This window comes from Paenibacillus jepli (assembly GCF_047238105.1).
GTDB lineage: Bacteria > Bacillota > Bacilli > Paenibacillales > Paenibacillaceae > Paenibacillus_D.
Map to the genome: position 1 here is coordinate 5,261,316 of NZ_JBDFMD010000001.1, position 19,300 is coordinate 5,280,615.

The 19,300-nt window shown below is 55.5% G+C and carries 10 protein-coding genes; all 10 read left to right on the forward strand.

Annotated elements, in window-relative coordinates; translation table 11 throughout:
• Window positions 1-55: 55 nt before the first annotated feature.
• The 10 genes from ABC336_RS22450 (at window position 56) to ABC336_RS22495 (ending at window position 19,300) form a co-directional block, all read left to right on the forward strand.
• Complete coding sequence (locus ABC336_RS22450; protein ID WP_413240763.1) at window positions 56-1,642, forward strand: extracellular solute-binding protein; 1,587 nt, start codon at window positions 56-58, stop codon at window positions 1,640-1,642.
• Between the two features lie 35 nt (window positions 1,643-1,677).
• Window positions 1,678-2,640 (forward strand): ABC transporter permease, encoded by a 963-nt coding sequence (locus ABC336_RS22455; protein WP_413240764.1) that lies wholly within the window; start codon window positions 1,678-1,680, stop codon window positions 2,638-2,640.
• A 16-nt stretch (window positions 2,641-2,656) separates the two neighbouring features.
• Window positions 2,657-3,553, forward strand: coding sequence for a carbohydrate ABC transporter permease (locus tag ABC336_RS22460; protein ID WP_413240765.1), 897 nt, complete (start codon window positions 2,657-2,659; stop codon window positions 3,551-3,553).
• A 35-nt stretch (window positions 3,554-3,588) separates the two neighbouring features.
• Window positions 3,589-5,604 carry an alpha-L-arabinofuranosidase C-terminal domain-containing protein gene (locus ABC336_RS22465; RefSeq protein WP_413240766.1) on the forward strand — a complete coding sequence of 672 codons (2,016 nt, stop codon included), beginning with the start codon at window positions 3,589-3,591 and terminating at the stop codon, window positions 5,602-5,604.
• Between the two features lie 8 nt (window positions 5,605-5,612).
• Window positions 5,613-7,376 (forward strand): glycoside hydrolase family 2 protein, encoded by a 1,764-nt coding sequence (locus tag ABC336_RS22470; protein ID WP_413240767.1) that lies wholly within the window; start codon window positions 5,613-5,615, stop codon window positions 7,374-7,376.
• A 70-nt stretch (window positions 7,377-7,446) separates the two neighbouring features.
• The gene (locus ABC336_RS22475) at window positions 7,447-13,212 is read left to right on the forward strand and encodes an S-layer homology domain-containing protein (RefSeq protein ID WP_413240768.1); all 5,766 of its coding nucleotides are present in this window, start codon (window positions 7,447-7,449) and stop codon (window positions 13,210-13,212) included.
• 118 nt (window positions 13,213-13,330) lie between these two features.
• Window positions 13,331-15,517: a helix-turn-helix domain-containing protein gene (locus tag ABC336_RS22480; protein ID WP_413240769.1), complete on the forward strand. Its 2,187-nt coding sequence runs from the start codon at window positions 13,331-13,333 to the stop codon at window positions 15,515-15,517.
• A 180-nt stretch (window positions 15,518-15,697) separates the two neighbouring features.
• Entirely contained in the window at window positions 15,698-16,660 is a 963-nt protein-coding gene (locus ABC336_RS22485) for an ABC transporter permease (RefSeq protein WP_413240770.1), read from the forward strand.
• A gap of 32 nt (window positions 16,661-16,692) precedes the next feature.
• Complete coding sequence (locus ABC336_RS22490; protein WP_413242576.1) at window positions 16,693-17,589, forward strand: carbohydrate ABC transporter permease; 897 nt, start codon at window positions 16,693-16,695, stop codon at window positions 17,587-17,589.
• Window positions 17,590-17,608: 19 nt separating this feature from the next.
• Window positions 17,609-19,300: an extracellular solute-binding protein gene (locus tag ABC336_RS22495; RefSeq protein WP_413240771.1), complete on the forward strand. Its 1,692-nt coding sequence runs from the start codon at window positions 17,609-17,611 to the stop codon at window positions 19,298-19,300.

The window sequence follows — 19,300 nt, forward strand, 5'->3', positions numbered from 1 at the left end:
TGCAAGAAAAGCTTGGTTTTCAGGCGGTGAATTGAAGGTATGGAGGGTTATAAGCATGCTAAAAAAGTGGGGGAAATACACATTCGCCACATTGCTCGTCACCAGCTTGATCGCATCGGGATGCAGCAACGGCGGCAACGAGGGCGGGAATAATACGGGCAGCCCAGATCCCGGGGAGTCGCCCGATAGCAGCGTGAAGACGGAGGGCTTCCCGATCGTCGAAACGCCGATTACGCTGAAGATGTTCACCCGTGTCGCTCCCGTAAACGGACCTTTCAAAGATATGCCCGTCTTCCAGGATTACGAGACATTGAGCAATATCAAGGTGGAATTTATCGAAACGCCTACCGATGGCTTCGCGGAAAAGAAAAATCTGCTGTTTGCATCCAATGAGCTCCCGGACGCCATCTACCGCTCCGGTCTGTCGCAGCTGGAGTCGATCCGTTACGGAACAGCGGGACAACTGATCCCGCTAGAAGATCTGATCGAGGAATATGCCCCGAATCTAAAAAGTCTCATGGACGAGTATCCGGAGATCCGCGCTGCCATCACAACGCCGGAGGGTCATATCTACGCGATCCCGGGCATCGTGACACTGGGCTCGGCCCGCACCGACAAAAGATGGATCAACCAGGCATGGCTGGATAAGCTCGGTCTGGATGTACCGACGACGACGGATGAGCTGTACGAGGTGCTGGTAGCCTTCCGGGACGGCGACCCGAACGGCAACGGAGAGGCAGACGAGATCCCGATGACTGCGCGAGTCGGCATGCCGATCGTCAACCAGATGGCCGGGGCATTCGGTCTGGATTCGCAGTTGGGCTACAACATTAACCTGGAGGATGACCAGGTCCGTATCTGGAGCGGCGATGAGCGCTACAAGGAGCTGCTGATGTATCTGAACAAGCTCTATACGGAAAAGCTGATTGACCAGGAGCTGTTCTCGCATACGGAAGCGCAATATCTAGCCAAGCAGGGAACGGGCAATACGGGATATTTCTTCGACCAGACGAACAACAACTTTCTGTCGATCCAGGATCAATATGTGGGCATCGCGCCGCCGGAAGGTCCGCACGGCGACCGCCTGCACAGCCAGATCCTCTCGGTGCCGCGCGATTACGGAGCTTTCGCGATCACCTCGGTCAACCAGCATCCGGAAGCGACGATGCGCTGGATCGACTACTTCTACAGCGACGAAGGCTCGACACTGCTGCGCTTCGGCCGCGAAGGCGAGCATTACGAGCTGCAGGACGGCATCCCTTATTACAAGGAAGAGCTGCTCGCTGTAGCGGAGGCCCAAGCGAGGATCACCCCTTATGCGGGAGGCGGCGCGCCGCATATTATCAGCGATAAGGTGGCCTCGTTCATCAATCCGCCGCAAGTGCAGGAAGCTTTCGAGGCGCTCGAGCCATACTTGCCGGAGATCCGCTATGCGGCGCCGATGTTCGATGAAGCGACGGCTCAGCAGGTGAACATCCTGCGCAACGACATCGACAAATATTTCGAAGAGCAAAGCACCAAGTTCATCGTGGGAGCGCTCAGCTTTGATAAATGGGATGAGTTCCAATCCACGCTGAAGAAAATGAACATTGACGAACTCGAAAAGCTGTACCAGGAAGCCTATGACAACATGGCCAAGTAAACCGAACGTTGCAGGAGAAAGGGAGGGGGCTATCCATGGGCACCATGATTAAACGCGCGGAGGCCGCCCCTGCGCCCGGCCGCCCAAAACAAGGCACGGGTCTGCTGAAGAAGATGGCGAAGCGGTATGATCTGTACCTCATGCTGCTGCTGCCGGTCGCCTTTTATGCAATCTTCCATTACGGCCCGCTGTACGGGCTGCAGATTGCCTTCAAAAATTTCAATCCGGCCAGGGGCATTCTCGGCAGCCCCTGGGAGGGCTTCACCCATTTCGAGCGCTTTTTCAACTCTTATTATTTCTGGCGACTGTTATGGAACACGATATCGATCAATTTGTTCTCGCTGCTCATTGCCTTTCCGATCCCGATCCTGCTGGCGCTGATCGTGAACGAGATTCGAAGCCGGACGTTCAGCAAGCTGCTGCAGAACATCACGTACATCCCGCATTTCATCTCGGTTGTCGTCATCGTAGGCATCCTGCAGGCGATGCTCTCGCCGACGTCCGGTCCGGTTAATCAGCTTATCGAGGCCTTCGGCGGCACGCCGGTTCGCTTCATGGAGAGCGCCGGCTGGTTCAAGACCATCTTCATCAGCTCCAACATCTGGCAGAACATGGGGTGGCAGTCGATTATCTACATCGCTGCCCTTAGCGGCGTCAATCCCCAACTGTATGAGGCGGCCAAGATGGACGGTGCTTCGCGTCTCCGGCGGATCTGGCATGTGTCGCTGCCGGGCATCATTCCGGTCATCGTTATCCTGCTGATCCTCGATGTCGGCCATTTCATGAATGTCGGCTTCGAGAAAATATTGCTCATGCAAAACAATCTGAACCTGGAATCCAGCGACGTCATCTCCACATTCGTCTATACGACGGGGATCTTGAAAGGCGAATACAGCTATACGGCGGCGATCGGTCTATTCAACTCGGTGATCAACCTCATGCTGCTGCTGCTGGTCAACCGGTTCGCCCGCAAGACGTCGGAGACGAGCTTATGGTAAGGGAGGAGACCTCTTCATGGATAAGGGGAAGATAACGTCCGCACCGTCGGATGAACGGCTGTTCGACGCCATTGTGTATGGGATAGCCGCCATTATTATGATCATTGTTTTATATCCGCTTTTGTTTACCGTGAGCGCCTCGTTCAGCGACCCGTCCAGCGTACTGCGCGGAGACGTATGGCTGCTGCCGAAGGGGATCAATGTCGATGCCTATGCCAGCATTTTGGAGAACGGCCGGATCTGGACCGGCTATAGCAATTCGATTTTGTACACCGTCGTAGGCACGGCCATCAATATCGTCATGACGATCCTGGCGGCATACCCGTTGTCGAGACCTGATCTCCCTTTACGTAATGGGATTATGGTACTCATCACGCTGACGATGTTTTTTGGCGGCGGCCTGATCCCGACATATCTGCTGGTCAGGGATCTCGGCATGGTCGACACGATGTGGGCGCTGATTATCCCGGGCGCGATCGCCACGTATAATCTCATCGTCATGCGGACCTACTTTCAATCCAGCATCCCCTGGGAGCTGCAGGAGGCGGCCCACATGGACGGCTGCACCAACTGGCGGCTGCTCGTCAGCATCATCCTGCCGCTGTCGAAGCCCATTCTGGCCGTCATGGTGCTGTTCTATGCCGTCGGCCACTGGAATTCGTTTTTTAACGCCTTGATTTATATCCGCGACGAGGCCAAGTATCCGCTGCAGCTGGTACTTCGTGAAATCTTGCTGATCAGCCAGTCGTCGCAGATGGACGGCGGCAGCGTCGGTCTGGAGCGACAGATTCTCCTAGCCGAAAGCATCAAATTCGCGGTCATCATCGTGTCCAGCTTGCCGGTGCTGATTATGTATCCTTTTGTACAAAAGCATTTTGTCAAAGGCGTCATGATCGGATCCATCAAAGGGTAAGACGACAATACTAATGGTTCAACAGGAGGTTCGTTTTGAGTAAACATGCAAAAATAACCGTCAACTGCGGCAGTGCGAGCGACCATGCGGTCAACCCTTATTTGTTCGGACACTTCGTCGAGGATATCCGCGATCATATGGAAGCCATGTTGGCCTTCCCGCTCAAGGATATGGACTTCGAGAGCGAGTCCGAAACCAAGCAGGAGGTATCCGGCAGCTGGCGCGCCTACACCAACGGCCGCAATACAGCATACGCATTGGAAGCGCCGGCGCCTAAACACTCCGGGCGGGCTCAGCGCATCCGCCTGCTGAGCGACGACGAGGCGTATGGCGGCATCGCGCAGCCAGTTGCGCTCCAAGGACCTGGCGACTATCAAGTGAAGATCGTCGCCCGGGCGTCGGTGGAGCTCACATCCCTGACCGTGGAGGCGGTGGATCGCCGTACGGAGGAGAGACTGGGCGCTGCGGTTATCGAGCTGGCTAGCCACAACTGGCACGAGTATGAGACGACGCTGTCGTTGTCAAGCGCCTGCGCAGAAGCCGAGCTGAGGATCTACGTCCCTGAAGACCATCCCCGTTGGGCGGATCACGTGTCGACCGGCATGCTGTGGCTGGATCACGTCTCCCTGCTGGCTGCGGATAGTATCGCGCTAGTGAAGCGCGAGGTCGTGGAGAAGACCCGGGACCTCAATGCCGGCATGATGCGGCTGTCGGGCAACTACATCAGCGCCTACCACTGGGAGCATGGCGTCGGGCCCGTCCTGGAGCGGCCGGTCATGTACAACGAAGCGTGGGGAGGCTGGACGAGCAAGTATTTCGGCACAGACGAGTTTATCGCCTTCTGCCGGGAGCTGGGCGTGGAGCCTCTGATCTCTGTCAATGACGGATCCGGGACGCCAAGCGAGGCTGCGGCGTGGATCCAATACTGCAACGGCAGCGCCGACACGCCGATGGGCGCGCTGCGGGCAGCCAACGGCCACCCCGAGCCGTACGGCGTGAAGTATTGGGAGATCGGCAATGAGGTGTGGGGCGCTTGGCAGGTCGGCACCTGCTCCGCCGAAGCATTCGCTGCACGCACAGTAGCCTTCGCCAAGGCCATGAAAGCGGAGGATGCGTCCATCGTGCTGCTGGCCTGCGGCCATACCGATCAGGCCTGGAACAAGCCGGTGCTGGAGCAGGCGGGCGAGTGGATCGATTATCTCACCTTGCACATCTACCATGGCTACGGATCGTTCGGGATGAACCGGGACACGCCTGCAGAAGACCGCTACAAGGCGATCGCCGCTTTTCCGGAGTTCACGCGGCATTATGTGACAGAGACGGCCGCGAGTATCGCTGCCGATCCGAAGCATGCGCACGTCAACATCGCGATTACGGAATACAATACGATGTACTATCCCAATACGATCCGCAAAGGGCTGCCCAACGAGCATACGCTGGGCGCGGCGGTCGCCAATGCGGCCAATCTCAACGAGATGCTGCGCGGGAGCGACAGGGTGCACATCGGAAGCTTCTCCGATCTGGTGAACGGCTGGCTCGGCGGCTGCATCCGCGTCGGCGATTATTATGCCGACCAGTATTGCGGCAAACAGCCAGGCTATAGCGGACGCCCGCTCGATGTCTACGGAACGCCGACCTTTGAGGTGCTGAAGCTGTATGCGAACCGCGAGCTGCGTCATATCCTCCCCGTGAGGACGGAATGCGACACCTTTGCCGTACCTGCGCTCAAGCAGACAGCGATGCCGCTGGAGGCGCTGCCGGAGCTGGACGTCACGGCGGGCGTGAACGGGGCTGGCGATTCTGTTACCGTATTGATCGTCAATCGCGGGTTGGAGGAAGTGAACGCGGTGCTGGACCTGACGGCTTTTGACGCAGCGGACGAGACGATCTTATACGAAATCACCGGAGAAGGCTACGATGCCATCAACAGCGTGTTCGAGCCGGAGAATATCCTGTGCCGTGACCGGGCGGTGCCGATGGACCAGTGGGCCCAGGGCGTGCCGCTGCGGCCGACCTCTGTATACGCCGCTGTCATTCGGGCTAGGAAGTAGGAGGCGTCATGACGACCAAATCATACACCAAGGACTACCCCAGACCGCAGCTGGTCCGCGGGAAGTGGCATAATCTGAACGGGCCGTGGGACTTCCGGTTCGATGACGAGGGCACAGGCGAGCTGGAAAAGTGGCAGGAGACGTTTGAGGGAACCCACAAGATTACCGTCCCCTTCACTTACGAGACCAAGGCGAGCGGCATCGGCATCGAGGATTTTCATCCTTGCGTCTGGTACAGCCGGACCATCGACGTGCCGGAGGAGGCGGCCGGGCAGCGGGCGCTTCTGCATTTCCAGGCCGTCGATTACGAAGCCCGTGTCTGGGTAAACGGCGTGCTGGCAGGCGGGCACCAAGGCGGGTACGCGGCGTTCTCCGTCGATATGACGCCTTATCTCGTCTACGGCGCAGAGAACCGGATTACGGTCAAGGTGACGGACAGCGACAGCTGCTATCAGCCCCGGGGCAAGCAGCGCTGGACCGCGGACAATTTCGAGTGCTTCTACGTCCAGACGACGGGGATCTGGCAGACTGTATGGATGGAATACGTGGCCGAGCAGCATGTACAGGCGGTCAAGATCACGCCGGATCTGGACCGGCATACCGTCCGGTTCGACTATGAGGTGAACGGGATCGCGCCGGGCAGCGAGCTGCTGCTGGAAGCGATCGTGACGTTCAAGGACCGTCCGGTCAAGCGAGTTGCGCTGGCCATCGACCGCCCCTGCCTCTCTGTCGAGGTCGATCTGCATCACGAGGCGAACGGACCGTGGAAGCGGGCGTACTGGACGCCGGGCCGGCCCAATCTGTATGACGTGGAGTTCGTCTTGACTTCTGGAGGGCAGATCGTCGACCGGGCGCTCTCGTACTTCGGCATGCGCAAGGTGTCGATCAAAGACGGCCAGGTGCTGCTCAATAACGCGCCGCTTTATCAACGGCTGATCCTGGACCAGGGCTACTGGACGGACAGTCATCTGACGCCTCCCGACGAAGAAGCGCTGATCACGGATATCGACCTGATCCTGCAGATGGGCTACAACGGCGTACGCAAGCATATGAAGATCGAGGATGCCCGTTTCCTGTATTGGTGCGATGTCAAAGGCTTGCTCGTCTGGTCGGAGATGGCGGCGACATTCGAATTCCATGACCGTGCGGTAGAACCATTCATGAAGGAATGGATGGAGATTCTGAGGCAGCAGTATAACCACCCCAGCATCATCACTTGGGTGCCGTTCAACGAATCGTGGGGCATCGGCAACATTGCACATGACAAGCGACAGCAGCAATTCACGGAAGGGATCTACCATCTGACCAAATCGTATGATCCGCACCGGCCGGTCATCGTCAACGACGGCTGGGAGCATACAGTGTCGGATATCGTCACGCTGCATGATTATGTCGCCACCGGCGAAGGCTTCCTGGCCCGCTACAAGGACCACAAGGACGCAATCCTGTCGGGAGAGAAGGGCTGCAACCACTGGAAGCATGCGTTTGCGCAAGGATACGGCTATCGGGGACAGCCGATCATCATCAGCGAATTCGGCGGCATCGCATTCCAGTCGGACAAGGGCTGGGGCTACGGGGAGCAGGTGGCCTCGACAGAAGCATTCATGGAACGCTTTGCAGGTCTTACGCATGCGATCCGGTCCCTCGACTATATCGTCGGCTATTGCTATACACAGGTGACCGACGTGCAGCAGGAGATCAACGGTTTGCTCACCGAAGGCCGCGAGCCGAAGGTGCCGCTGGAGCAGGTAAGAGCCATTAATCTGGGCTGATCAGACAGCACAAGAAGCGGGACTGCCACATGCAGGCCCGCTGATTTTAAAATATGGGGAGGTTAGAAGGTTGAGTAAACAAAAAAGGGCATTCGGATCGGTTTTGCTAAGTTTTCTGATGGTGTTCATGACGCTGCAGCCCATGGGGGCACGAGCAGACAGCTTAATTGTGGAAGCGCCTACATTTAACATCGATCCCGGCGTATATGAACATCCGCAAACCGTGTCCTTGCATACGGATACGCCAGAAGCCGTCATTCGGTACACGCTGGACGGAAGCGAGCCTCATGCAGGCTCCCCGGCATACGCCACTCCCATCCTCATTGAGGACGTGACGCAGATACGGGCGTATGTCGAAGGGGAAGGGGGCTTGCGCTCCGAGCCGGTCGAAGGGCTGTACGTCATCGCAGAGACCAGCATGGAATGGAGCGATGACTTCAGCACGTTCGATCCCGGTGCCTGGCAGTGGTATGCCGGCCAGACGACGAACGGCACCTGGTCGGAAGCCGAGGGACAGCTGGTGGCGAACCGGGCAGACGGCAGCAAAGCGATGATGGTCGACTTGACCGGTCACTCTCCGCAGCACTTTATTATGGAAGCTGATATTAATCCTTATAACAGCTTGCAAAATAGCGGCTTTGTCTTCCGCGTCACAGAGCCCGGAGCGGGCGCAGACACGATGAGCGGCTACTTCGTCGGCTTTGCTTCAAACGGGACGCTGGCGGCCAGCAAGATGACGCGCGACGGAAGCACCGGCAGGTTCGCTCTGATTCATCGTCTGGAGGGGGCGAATGCGGCCGAGGTCACGCCGAATGCCATGAACCGGTTGAAGGTAGTCGGACTTGGCCCGACTTATTATGTTTATTTGAATGATACGTTCCAGTTCAAGTTCACCGACAAGGATCATGCTATCGGCACCTTCGGGATAAGGGCCTGGAACACCGCCGGGAATGCGGCTTTCGACAATATTAGGATCACAGCCTTGTCAAGCGACCGTATCCCCCCTGCACATCCGGACTTGTCCGCGTTTGCCGTCGATCATTTTGATGCGCCTGCCCTTGACGGGGAGTGGACGATTTTTCAGGAGGACGCGGATAAATGGAGTCTTAGCCAGCATCCGGGTTATCTGAGCCTTCAGACGACGGCCACCGATCTCTATCAGGCGAATAATACCTTGAATAACGTGTTCCTGCGCGAAGCGCCGGAGAACTTCGAAATCGTCGCCAGCCTGCACGCGCCCATCCTGAGAAACCACCAACAGGCCGGTTTGATTGTCATGCAGGATGCCGACAACTACTATAAGCTAGGTCAGGTGTGGAACCAGAGCAAGCTCATAGAGACAGGATATGAGAAGGAGGGGACGTACAGCAGAGGAGGGATGACCGATCATCCGGGAGGTCTGCAGATCCAGTTGAAAATCAGGAAGGCAGGCAATCAATATACAAGCTATTATTGGTCGGAAGGGAACTGGGTGCAAGCGGCAGAGCCCGTAACGCTTGACATGGAGGATATCAAAATCGGCGTGTACGGCAATAACAACGTCGCACCTGACCATCCGATCACCGTCCGCGTCGACTATGTCGGCATCAAATCTGTGGATGATTCTTCCCACGAAGAAGAGCCTGAGACACCGGAGGTGGAGCAAGCCGTGATCAGCATGCCGAATACCGGACTCGAGGCCTGGTATAAAATGGACGAGGAGCCGGGCAGCTTCTTTGCGCTGGATAGCTCGGGCAACTATCGTCATTCCTTTGTCACGTACGGCACCTGGCTTCCTGATGGCGGTGTGGACGGCGGCGCGATTTCATTGAACGGGACCAGCGACCGCATTGCGCTTAACGGTCCGTCCGGGACGTTTTTGAGAAATGAATTCTCCCAATATTCAGCCTCCTTGTGGTTCAAAGCCAACAAGACGATAACGAGGCAGGTGCTGTTCGAACGAGGCGGCAATGTCGCCGGGCTGGCCATTCAGCTGAACAACAACAAGCTTGAAGCAGCTGTCGTGAGCGCGTCCAACCGGCATGTGCTGTCGGTGGATTTTACCGATACTTCGGCTTGGCATCATGTGCTGGTGACCTTTGACCAAGGGGACTTCAAGCTCTATCTGGATGGTGTGCTGGCCGCGCAAAAAGATACCGGCATCCCGGTGGTGGCCTCTGCGTTAAACGTGGGAGCGATCGGCTGGCGGGCGGAGGTGGACGCGTTCGGAGGCGCGGTGTCTGGGGCTCACTTCGAAGGGCTGATCGATGATGTGCGACTATACGTCACCGTTGTGGTGCCGACGATCGGCGAAGTGCCGGCCGAAAGCATCCAGTTCGGAGAGAGCGAGATCGCTCTTGATCTGGGCGAGTCTCATACCGTGATCGCCTCCTTGCTTCCTGTGAATACGACAAACTCGGAGCTCATCTGGGTGTCCAGCGAGCCATCCGTGGTTCATATTGATTCTACGGAGGCGCTGCGAGCGAATGTGACGGCGGTATCGCCCGGGATGGCGACGATAACCGCAACGACGGTCGATGGCGAGTTCACGGCAGACGTCGATATCAGCGTCACCGCTGCGGAGCTTCAAAGCGCCAGGCTGAGTCCGGTTCGGATCACGCTGCCTGTCGGCGTCGATTATGTCATGACGACAGTGGCTGAACCTGGGAATGCCATGCTCCCCCGTTTGCAATGGTCTTCCGACAACATGGCGGTGGCTGTCGTTGATGACCAGGGCAAGGTGACGACGCTTGCACCGGGCCGCACGGTCATTGAAGCAGCGACTGAAGCAGGGGATATCATCGGCGCCGCCACCATTACCGTCGAAGAGGAACAGGATAGTCCCCCTATTTATATGATGTCGTATTTCCGCTCGGATATTGCGCAGACGGGACAGAAGGACGAATACTTGCATTTGGCTTACAGCAGAGACGGGCTCAGATGGTACGAGCTGAACAATAATCGTCCGGTAGCCGACTTCGACAATCCGCTCAGAGATCCGTTTATTGCGCAAGGCGAGGATGGCATCTGGCGGTTGATGTTTACGGGCGCAACCGTCAATGGTCCGAACAGCAAAGGGATATTCAGCATGCTGGGATATGCGGAATCGACCGATTTGATTCATTGGACCAACTACAAGATGCTGGATGTCATGAAGGCTTATAAAGACCGCGGCGAGGTCGTGTTCAATTCCTGGGCGCCCGAATGGTCCTACGATCCTGTGAATGAAGAATATGTCATCTATTGGTCTTCCACTGTAGGCAATTATGCCTCGGGAGACAATAAGCATTATTACATGACGACAAAAGACTGGCAAACGTTCAGCGATGCCGACGTGTTCTTCGCGCCGGATCACAAAACGATCGATGCGAGCATGTATTCCCTGGATGCAGATGAAGTCATCGAAGGCCAGACAGTCAGAGAAAAGCTGGGTATTCCGGACGAGCAAGTCATCCCCGGCAATCAGGTATGGATGATGTTCTATAAGGATGAAACTCACGAAAATCAGGGCGGCATGAGAAATAGACAGACATGGTCGGCTGAAGGAATCGTAAATCCGGAATCTTACGAGCAGCCCGGCCGCATCAGCGATTACGTGACGCCGTCCCGGACGGAAGGCGCCTCGATCTTCAAAGTCGGCGAACGCTGGCATATGTTGTACGACTATTGGTGGGCGGGCAAGTTCGGACTGAAAACGACGACCGATCTCACCGACCCGTCGGCCTGGTCCGAAGAACACATGGATCTCCGGATCCCGTTCCGTGCCAGACATGCCGGGATGTCCATCATCGACACGCGGGAGATGTGGAATCTGATCCACCATTATTCTCTGGAGTCTCGCTACCCGTTCCTGGGCGGTGCCAAGGATGACTCCGGTCGCGGCCACGACGGCGAGGTGCTTGGCAATCCGACGTTTGCCGGACCCGGTTCAGGTGAGTCGGGCTATGCCGAATTTGATGGAGCGGGCGATGCGATCAGGCTCGGGCATCTGGATCCGGCGTTCTACAACCGGACGGTCTCGATGTGGGTCAAGGCAGATCAGACCGGGGATGCCCAGATGCTCTATCAGGAAGGCAACCATGACGGCGGCCTGGCATTGAAGCTGGAGGACAACCAGCTCATCGCAGGCGTCGTCAAGGAGCAGGTGCTGCAGACCGTCCGTACGGACTTTGCAGCAGGAGACTGGCGTCTCGTAACCGTCGTCTATGAAGAGGGACTGTTGAAGCTGTATATAGACGGCGTGCTGACAGACGAGGTCCAGACCGGCTTTCAGCCGAAGCAGTCCAGTCTCAATCAGGATGGGGCAAGTCCGGCTTCACGAAACCCCGAGCTCTACGATGTTGAGCGGGGCAGCCGGACGGCGACGATCGCTGCTGGCTCGGAGATGGACGTGTTTGGGGAAGATTCCAGCACCGCTTATTTCGAAGGCCGGGTCGGTCAACTGGGCCTCTACGAATTGCCGTTATTCGCTGAGGATATTGCAGAGCTGTATGACCGGGAGAAACCGGCTTATGAAGATAAGGTAACGCCTCCGGTGCCGCCAGCACCCCAGCCGCCTTACTATGGAGGCCATACACCTCCCCAGCCGCCTGCTGGGCCGGAGCATGACACGATTATCGTGAATGGCGTGCCGGTGCAAGCAGGAGCGGCGACGACCAGTGAAGTGAATGGACAACGGGTGACGACAGTCGAACTGGACGAAGCACAGCTGCAGCGCTTGCTCGAAACCGAAGGCGAGCGGCCGGTCGTCACGATTCCAGCGGTGAGCGGCAGCGATGTGATCATCGGCGTACTGAACGGACGGCTCTTCCGCGATATCGCAGCAAGGCAAGGCATGATCGAAGTTCATACAGAAAGAGCGAGCTACAGGCTGCCGGCAGCGCAAGTGAATATCGATGCGATGGCAGAGCAGTTCGGGGCCGGTATTGCCCTGCAGGACATCCAGATCAAGCTTGAACTGGCCGAGTTATCGGCTGCAGACGCCGCATCCGTCCGGACTTCGCTGGAGCGAGCGGGACTGACGCCGGTCGTTGAGCCGTTGGACTTCAAAGTGAGCGCAGCTTACGGCGATCACAGGATAGATGTGTCGAGGTTCGGAGCCTATGTGGAGCGCACGATGGCTCTTGCAGAGGAGATCGATACCGAGCGGGTCACGACCGGGGTTGTAGTAGAAGCTGACGGGACGATACGTCACGTGCCTACCAAGCTAGTGGAGATTGATGGCAAGTACCATGCGCAGCTCCGCAGCCTGACGAACAGCGTGTACGCTGTCGTATGGCATCCGGTGGAATTCATGGATACACGGGACCATTGGGCCGCCCAAGCGGTGAGCGATATGGGCGGGCGCCTGATTGTGAATGGAACCGGAGCGGATCGGTATAGCCCGGATCGCGACATCACCCGGGCCGAGTTTGCAGCTATTGCGGTTCGGGGCCTGGGGATTCGGCTGGAGGAAGGGCCGAGTCCCTTCACGGACGTGCAGCCTGCCGATTGGTTCGCCAGCGCGGTTCAGACCGCTTATGCCTACGGTCTGATCCACGGCTATGAAGACGGCACCTTCCGACCGCATGAGAAGATCACGCGTGAGCAGGCGATGCTGATCATGTCGAAGGCGATGGCGATAACGGGACTGACGGGAGCACCGGCGGATGAAGACGCCGATCGGCTGCTGGCCGACTTCTCCGATATCGGCGAGGTAGCGGGGTGGGCGCTCACCGGCGTCCGCGACAGCGTTGGCGCAGGGATCATCTCCGGCCGAAGCCGAGATATGCTCGCTCCAAAAGCCTTCATGACAAGGGCGGAAGTAGCGACCATCATGCAGCGGCTGCTGCAACGATCCGGTCTGATTGACGGGTAAGACAATGATATAGTCGTCGGTCCTCCGCTAGCGGGGGACCGACTTTTCATTTCGTTTGAAAGGAGTGCTGATATACAATCAAACGTTATGACAACGCTTTAGTAGGGGGATGCAGAGCATGATTCGTTTCTTCGTTCCTTATGTCGTTTATTTACTCTGTGCCTTATTGGTGGGTTGGTTTATGTATGCGCAGACGACTGACATGATCGAGAAGCAAATGGAAGAAACCAATATGATTGTCCTGGAGCAGAGCCGGACGATACTGGATATGCGTCTGCAGGAGCTAGGGGCGATTGCAACACAGCTGGAGATGAATGCCAAGGTGTCTCACTTCGCCTCGATCAGGCATCCGTATGAAGGGGGCAACACCTTCAAAATTGTCGAGATGCGAAAACAGTTATACGAATACAGGGTCACGAATCAATTTTTGCTGACCTATTATTTATTGTTCGATCTCAGCGATCTGGCCGTCAACAAGACGTTGTCGGAGTCGCTCCCCAGCTTCTATAAGCACAACGTCACTTATACAGACTTTACTTATCAGGAGTGGAGGCAGCAGATGATGGGCGATTTCCGTCAGCATCAGGTGCTCCCCGCTTCGGAAGTACGGATGGACGGTAAAGTCAGATCGGTGTTGACCTATATCCATTCGCTGGGTTTGCCGCCCGTACCGAGCGGCGCGGCCGTTATACTGATCGATAACCAGGAGGTACAGCACTTGCTTCGGGGGCTCGAGTTATCGCACGAGGGTTGGGCCTATATTGCCGATGAGAGCGGACAATTGATCAGCTATATCTCGGAAGGGGGGGACGTCATGCCCGCTCTAGTCGAGCTGGAGGGCAGCGAGGGCGTCAGCAAGCTTGAGATCGGCGAACGCGAGATGATGGTTACTCATACGACCTCTTCTTATAATGGATGGCAGTACGTTGCCGTTCAGCCTATGCATATCGTTCTGGAGAAAGTGAATTATGTCAAAAAAATAACGATGATCATCGCCGCCTTGTTCCTCGCGGCGGGACTTGCTGCAGCCGTCGTGATGGCTTATCGGCATGAGAAGCCCGTACGTCTGCTGACGTTGCATCATGAGGCGCTGCGCCGCAAGGTGGAAGAGCGGATGCCATTTCTACGAGAGGCGTTTGTGGAGCATCTGCTTAAAGGACAGTTCGCGACAGAAACTGAGATTCAGGTGATGGCGGAGCATACCGGCGTAAAGCTGCGTAACGATTGGAATGTCGTCGTGCTGATCCAGCTTCGGCACGAGGAGGGCATGGCCAATCAGAAAAGTTTGAAGCAACGCGAGGTTAGTCGGGTCTGGCTGAGGGAAACGATAGCTGTCGTGTTCGGCGAAGAATTGTGCGTACACGACATTGGGGATAACATCATCGCTGTCATCTTGTCCGGCGGCCTGCCTTTGGGGAGTCCGCTTCAAGATTTCGTTGGCGAAGCTCTGAAGAAGGTGCAAGAGGAGATGACAGAATATTTTGATCTTCACCCTTATATAGCCGTCGGTACATTGCAGCATTCACTGCAGGGCATCTCCAGATCTTACGAGCAGGCGAAGTTCGCTCTGAATTATAATCTATGGCATCTCGACAACGGTATCGTATGGTACGATGAATTGCCCAAGGAGCGGCATAAATACTATTTCCCCGGGGATACCGAGCAACGGGTGCTTACATTCATGAAGTCCGGAGAAACGGATGCGCTCAAAAGCCTGCTGGAGGAGCTGCGCACAGAAAATTTCGTGCAACGGGCATTAACTTTGAGAATGCAGCAATTATTGATCTCCAACATGATCGGCAGCTTGCTGAAGCTTCCTGAGATCGTGCATGGGGAAGGTGTGGCTGGGACTGAACGTTCCCTTGAGTCATTCCTGGAGCCTGTGGAGTCATTGGAGGAAAGCCGGATTGCGTTCGAGAAGTTAGCCGAGATGTTCCTGGCCGTTGCGGAAATCTCGGCAGAGAGGAAGAAGCAAGGTAATTCCGCCTTGATCGAAGGCATCATTGTTTATGTACAAGAAGAATACACAGATCCGGAGATTTCACTCAAGTCCGTCTCAGACCGGTTTCGAATTTCAGAATCGTATTTGTCCAGGTTTTTTAAGGAACATATCGGGCTTCCTTTCTCCGAATACGTAGAGAAGCTGCGTATGGAGCGGGCGAAATATTTGCTGCTTCATACCGAAATGTCGGTCAGCGATATTGTACAGGAGAGCGGTTACCATTCGTCCAACACGTTCGGCCGCGCGTTCAAGCGAAGCTATGGACTAAGCGCTACTGCCTTTCGTAACAGCGAAAAATGTTGAACACATCATGATTTTCACAGTCAAGCATGAAATGCACATGCCGATTAGTCATGGATTGCACAGTCAAGCGCGGATATCCCATTTCCTTCAAGGAAGGCTCCTCCTATCATAAAAGGTGCCTCATGTGAACGGCTCGCGCTGTTCCGGCAGGCAATCTTTAAGAAAGGAGGTCGTTTTCTTGTGGAAAAGGCAGTCGCCTCAAAGAGCATGACCGCGCGGAAGTTGAGGGACCGCTTCCCGGCAGTCAAGTCGCTGATCAGAAGCTGGCAATTATATGTGTTGTTGGCTTTGCCTTTGTTGTACTTGGTTGTGTTTCGTTACGTCCCGATGTACGGGGCTCAGATCGCCTTTAAGAAGTTCGTTATTACAAAAGGAATATGGGAAAGCGAGTGGGTCGGCCTGCAGCACTTCATCCGATTCTTGAACCATCCCAAATTCCAGGAAGTGCTCGGCAACACGATTGTTCTGAGTCTCTACCAATTGGCTGCGACGTTCCCGCTGCCGATCATGCTCGCGCTCGGATTGAACTATGTGGGGAGCAAGTGGTATAAGAAAACGGTGCAAATGGTTACGTATGCGCCGCATTTCATCTCCGTGGTCGTGATGTCCGGTATTATCATTCAATTCCTGTCACCAAGCACGGGGGCGGTCAACAACCTGCTGAGGTTGGTTGGTATAGAGCCGATCAATTTCCTCGCCAAAGCAGAATGGTTCTCATCGATTTATGTGTGGTCCGACGTTTGGCAAAACATGGGGTTTGCCTGCATCATCTATTTGGCAGCGCTTGCAAGTATCGATCCTGGGCTGCATGAAGCAGCGGTAGTGGACGGGGCGAGCAAGCTCCGCCGATTATGGCACATTGATCTACCGGGCATCTTGCCGATCGCCATCATCATACTCATCCTGAATATGGGCAACATTTTGGACCTGGGATTCGAGAAAGCGCTGCTGTTGCAAAACAATCTGAATCTTCGTTCATCCGAGATCATCGACACCTACGTCTATAAGATCGGGTTGACGTCGGCTGTTCAAAATTTCGATTACGCCGCTGCCATCGGATTGTTCAAGAACGCTATCGCCATGATTCTTCTCGTTAGCGTGAATCAGGCGGCGAGGAGGTATGGGCAATCCAGCCTTTGGTAACCAGCGGCATCATGAGCAAAGGAGGGGTTGTCCTGAAAAGGCAAAGGATTCATGGCTCTCGGGGAGACTTTATCTTCACTATCGTAAATTATTTTCTCATGGGCCTGCTTCTGCTCGTCGTGCTGTATCCGCTTGTCTTTATCCTCAGCGCTTCCTTCAGTTCAACGGAAGCCGTCATTGCCGGAAAGGTGTGGCTATGGCCCGTAGAACCCAATCTGGAAGGGTATAAAGCAGCCTTTAAGAGCAACCAGATCGCAACGGGGTTTTTAAACTCGCTGATTTACACTGTAGCCGGGACATTTGTAAACGTTATCATCACGCTTCTCGCAGCTTATCCGATGTCCAGGAGGGATTTGTACGGGAAAAACCTGTTGATGTTCGTTTTTGTATTTACCATGATGTTTAACGGCGGGTTGATTCCTAATTATTTGCTTGTCAAGGATCTTGGAATGCTAGATACCCGATGGGCCTTGATTCTTCCTGGCGCCCTGAGCATCTGGAATATGATCATCGCCCGCACGTACTTTCAACAGACGATTCCCAAGGAGCTGCTGGAGGCTGCGCAGATGGACGGGTGCAATGACTTCAAATTTTTGGGGAAGGTCGTTTTACCTTTGTCGGGACCGATTATTGCAGTTATCGCGTTGTTTTATGCGGTCGGGCATTGGAATCAGTTTTTTCTTGCACTCATTTATTTGAGGGACCAGGCGCTTCTGCCGCTGCAGATCATCCTGCGCAACATTCTAATTCAGAACTCGATCCAGGATGCGATGCTTGCGGATGCGGAGAGTGCGGCTCATCTCGCCGGACTGCGGGAATTGCTGAAATATTCGACGATCGTCATTGCAACGGCGCCGATTTTGATCGTGTATCCGTTCGTGCAGCGTTTTTTCGTAAAGGGTATGATGATCGGATCTTTGAAAGGATAATTCATAGGAGGGTCTTATTATGAAACTGAAACAGCTCATGTGGATCGCTACGCTATCGCTCATTGCGTTGATGGCGGCGGGATGCACCGACAATGCCGAATCCGGCACGGTAACCGATGGCGGACAAACGAACTCATCCGGTACCCATAACTCGAACGGAGTCGAGAGCGCTTCCAAGGCGACGCCTGCCGGGGAACTTCCGATCGTGGCAGAGAAGACGAAGATCCAGGTGCTCATGCTGGGCAACCCCAATGTGGAGGATTACAAGACCAATGAGTACTCCAAATGGCTGGAGGAGCAGACCAACATCGAAGTAGAGTGGGAGGTCGCTCAGCCGTCAGACGGAGAACAGATCTTGAATCTGGCACTCGCCAGCGGAGATTACCCGGATGTTATTCTGAACTTCGGTGTATCCCCTTCCAAGATGATGGTATACGGCGGGCAAGGCGTCTTCCTGCCGCTGAACGATCTGATCGATACCTACGGCTACGGCGCGAAGCAAATGTACGAGAGCGTGCCGGGCTCGGAAGAGGTCATCACGGCGCCGGACGGCAATATCTATGGGCTTCCGAGAGTGGATATGAATCCCCACAGCATGACACCGCAGCGGATGTGGATTTATACGCCATGGCTGGAGAAGCTGGGGCTGGAGATGCCGGAAACCACGGAGGAGTTCTACGAAGTCCTGAAAGCGTTCAAGACGCAAGACCCGAACGGCAACGGCATTGCCGATGAAGTTCCGCTGGCTGCGTCGACGAACGGATGGTTTGCCCAGATCGATGACTTCCTGATGAATGCATTTATACTAAACGAAAAGGGAAATGACAATAACTATCTGTTGATCAACGACGGCGTATTGGACGTGAACTTCAACAAACCCGAATGGAAAGAAGGCTTGCTATATCTCCATCGGTTGTATAGCGAGGGGCTGTTGATGCCCGAATCATTCACGCAAGACAATACGCAGTTGAAGCGGCTTGCGGAAAATCCGGATGTGCCGATTCTCGGCGCCTTCCCGAAAGGGGTCGTCACCGAGGTCGTGATGTTGAACGGCGATCGCTGGAGTGACTATAAGACGGTTCCTCCGCTTACGGGCCCGGACGGGTTGAAGATCACGCCGTATAAGCCATTCCCGATCCATCAAGGGCAATTTATCGTGACTTCTGCGTGCGAGGACCCTGCGGTCTGCTACCGGTGGGGAGATATGATGATGACGGAAGAATTCACGATGCGCGGCATTAACGGCCGTCCTGGCGAAGAGTGGAGAGAAGCGGAGCCGGGTGAATTGGGACTTAATGGAGAACAGGGCACTTGGATGAAGCTGCAGGTGTACCCGGGCGTCCAGAACGTATATTGGGCCAATCAGGGGCCGATGGTACAACCCGCGCCGATGCGTGCCGGGCTTGTCGTGAACAAGGGGGAGCTGGCGCAGGTGCTCTTCGAAGAAGCGACGACCAAGTACTTCCCTCATGCGTCGGCGGAGGATCAGGTCGTGCCGCCGTTGACGTTCAACGAAGAGCAGGCAGTCGAGATCGCAGATCTGCAGCAGACGATTACCGATTATGTGGTAGAGACGATGACCCGAGCGATTACCGGCGATATCGATATCGAGAAGGAGTGGGACAGCTATCTGCAACAGCTGGAGAATCTGAACATCGAGCGATTCGTGGAACTCAAGCAAGAAGCGTACGACCTCAAGTATAAGTCATGA

Excerpts from the sequence above, each read along its gene's own strand:
- ABC336_RS22455 (WP_413240764.1), top strand. The coding sequence starts at position 1,678 with ATGGGCACCATGATTAAACGCGCGGAGGCCGCCCCTGCGCCCGGCCGC.
- ABC336_RS22480 (WP_413240769.1), top strand. The coding sequence starts at position 13,331 with ATGATTCGTTTCTTCGTTCCTTATGTCGTTTATTTACTCTGTGCCTTA.
- ABC336_RS22450 (WP_413240763.1), top strand. The coding sequence starts at position 56 with ATGCTAAAAAAGTGGGGGAAATACACATTCGCCACATTGCTCGTCACC.
- ABC336_RS22495 (WP_413240771.1), top strand. The coding sequence starts at position 17,609 with ATGAAACTGAAACAGCTCATGTGGATCGCTACGCTATCGCTCATTGCG.
- ABC336_RS22460 (WP_413240765.1), top strand. The coding sequence starts at position 2,657 with ATGGATAAGGGGAAGATAACGTCCGCACCGTCGGATGAACGGCTGTTC.
- ABC336_RS22470 (WP_413240767.1), top strand. The coding sequence starts at position 5,613 with ATGACGACCAAATCATACACCAAGGACTACCCCAGACCGCAGCTGGTC.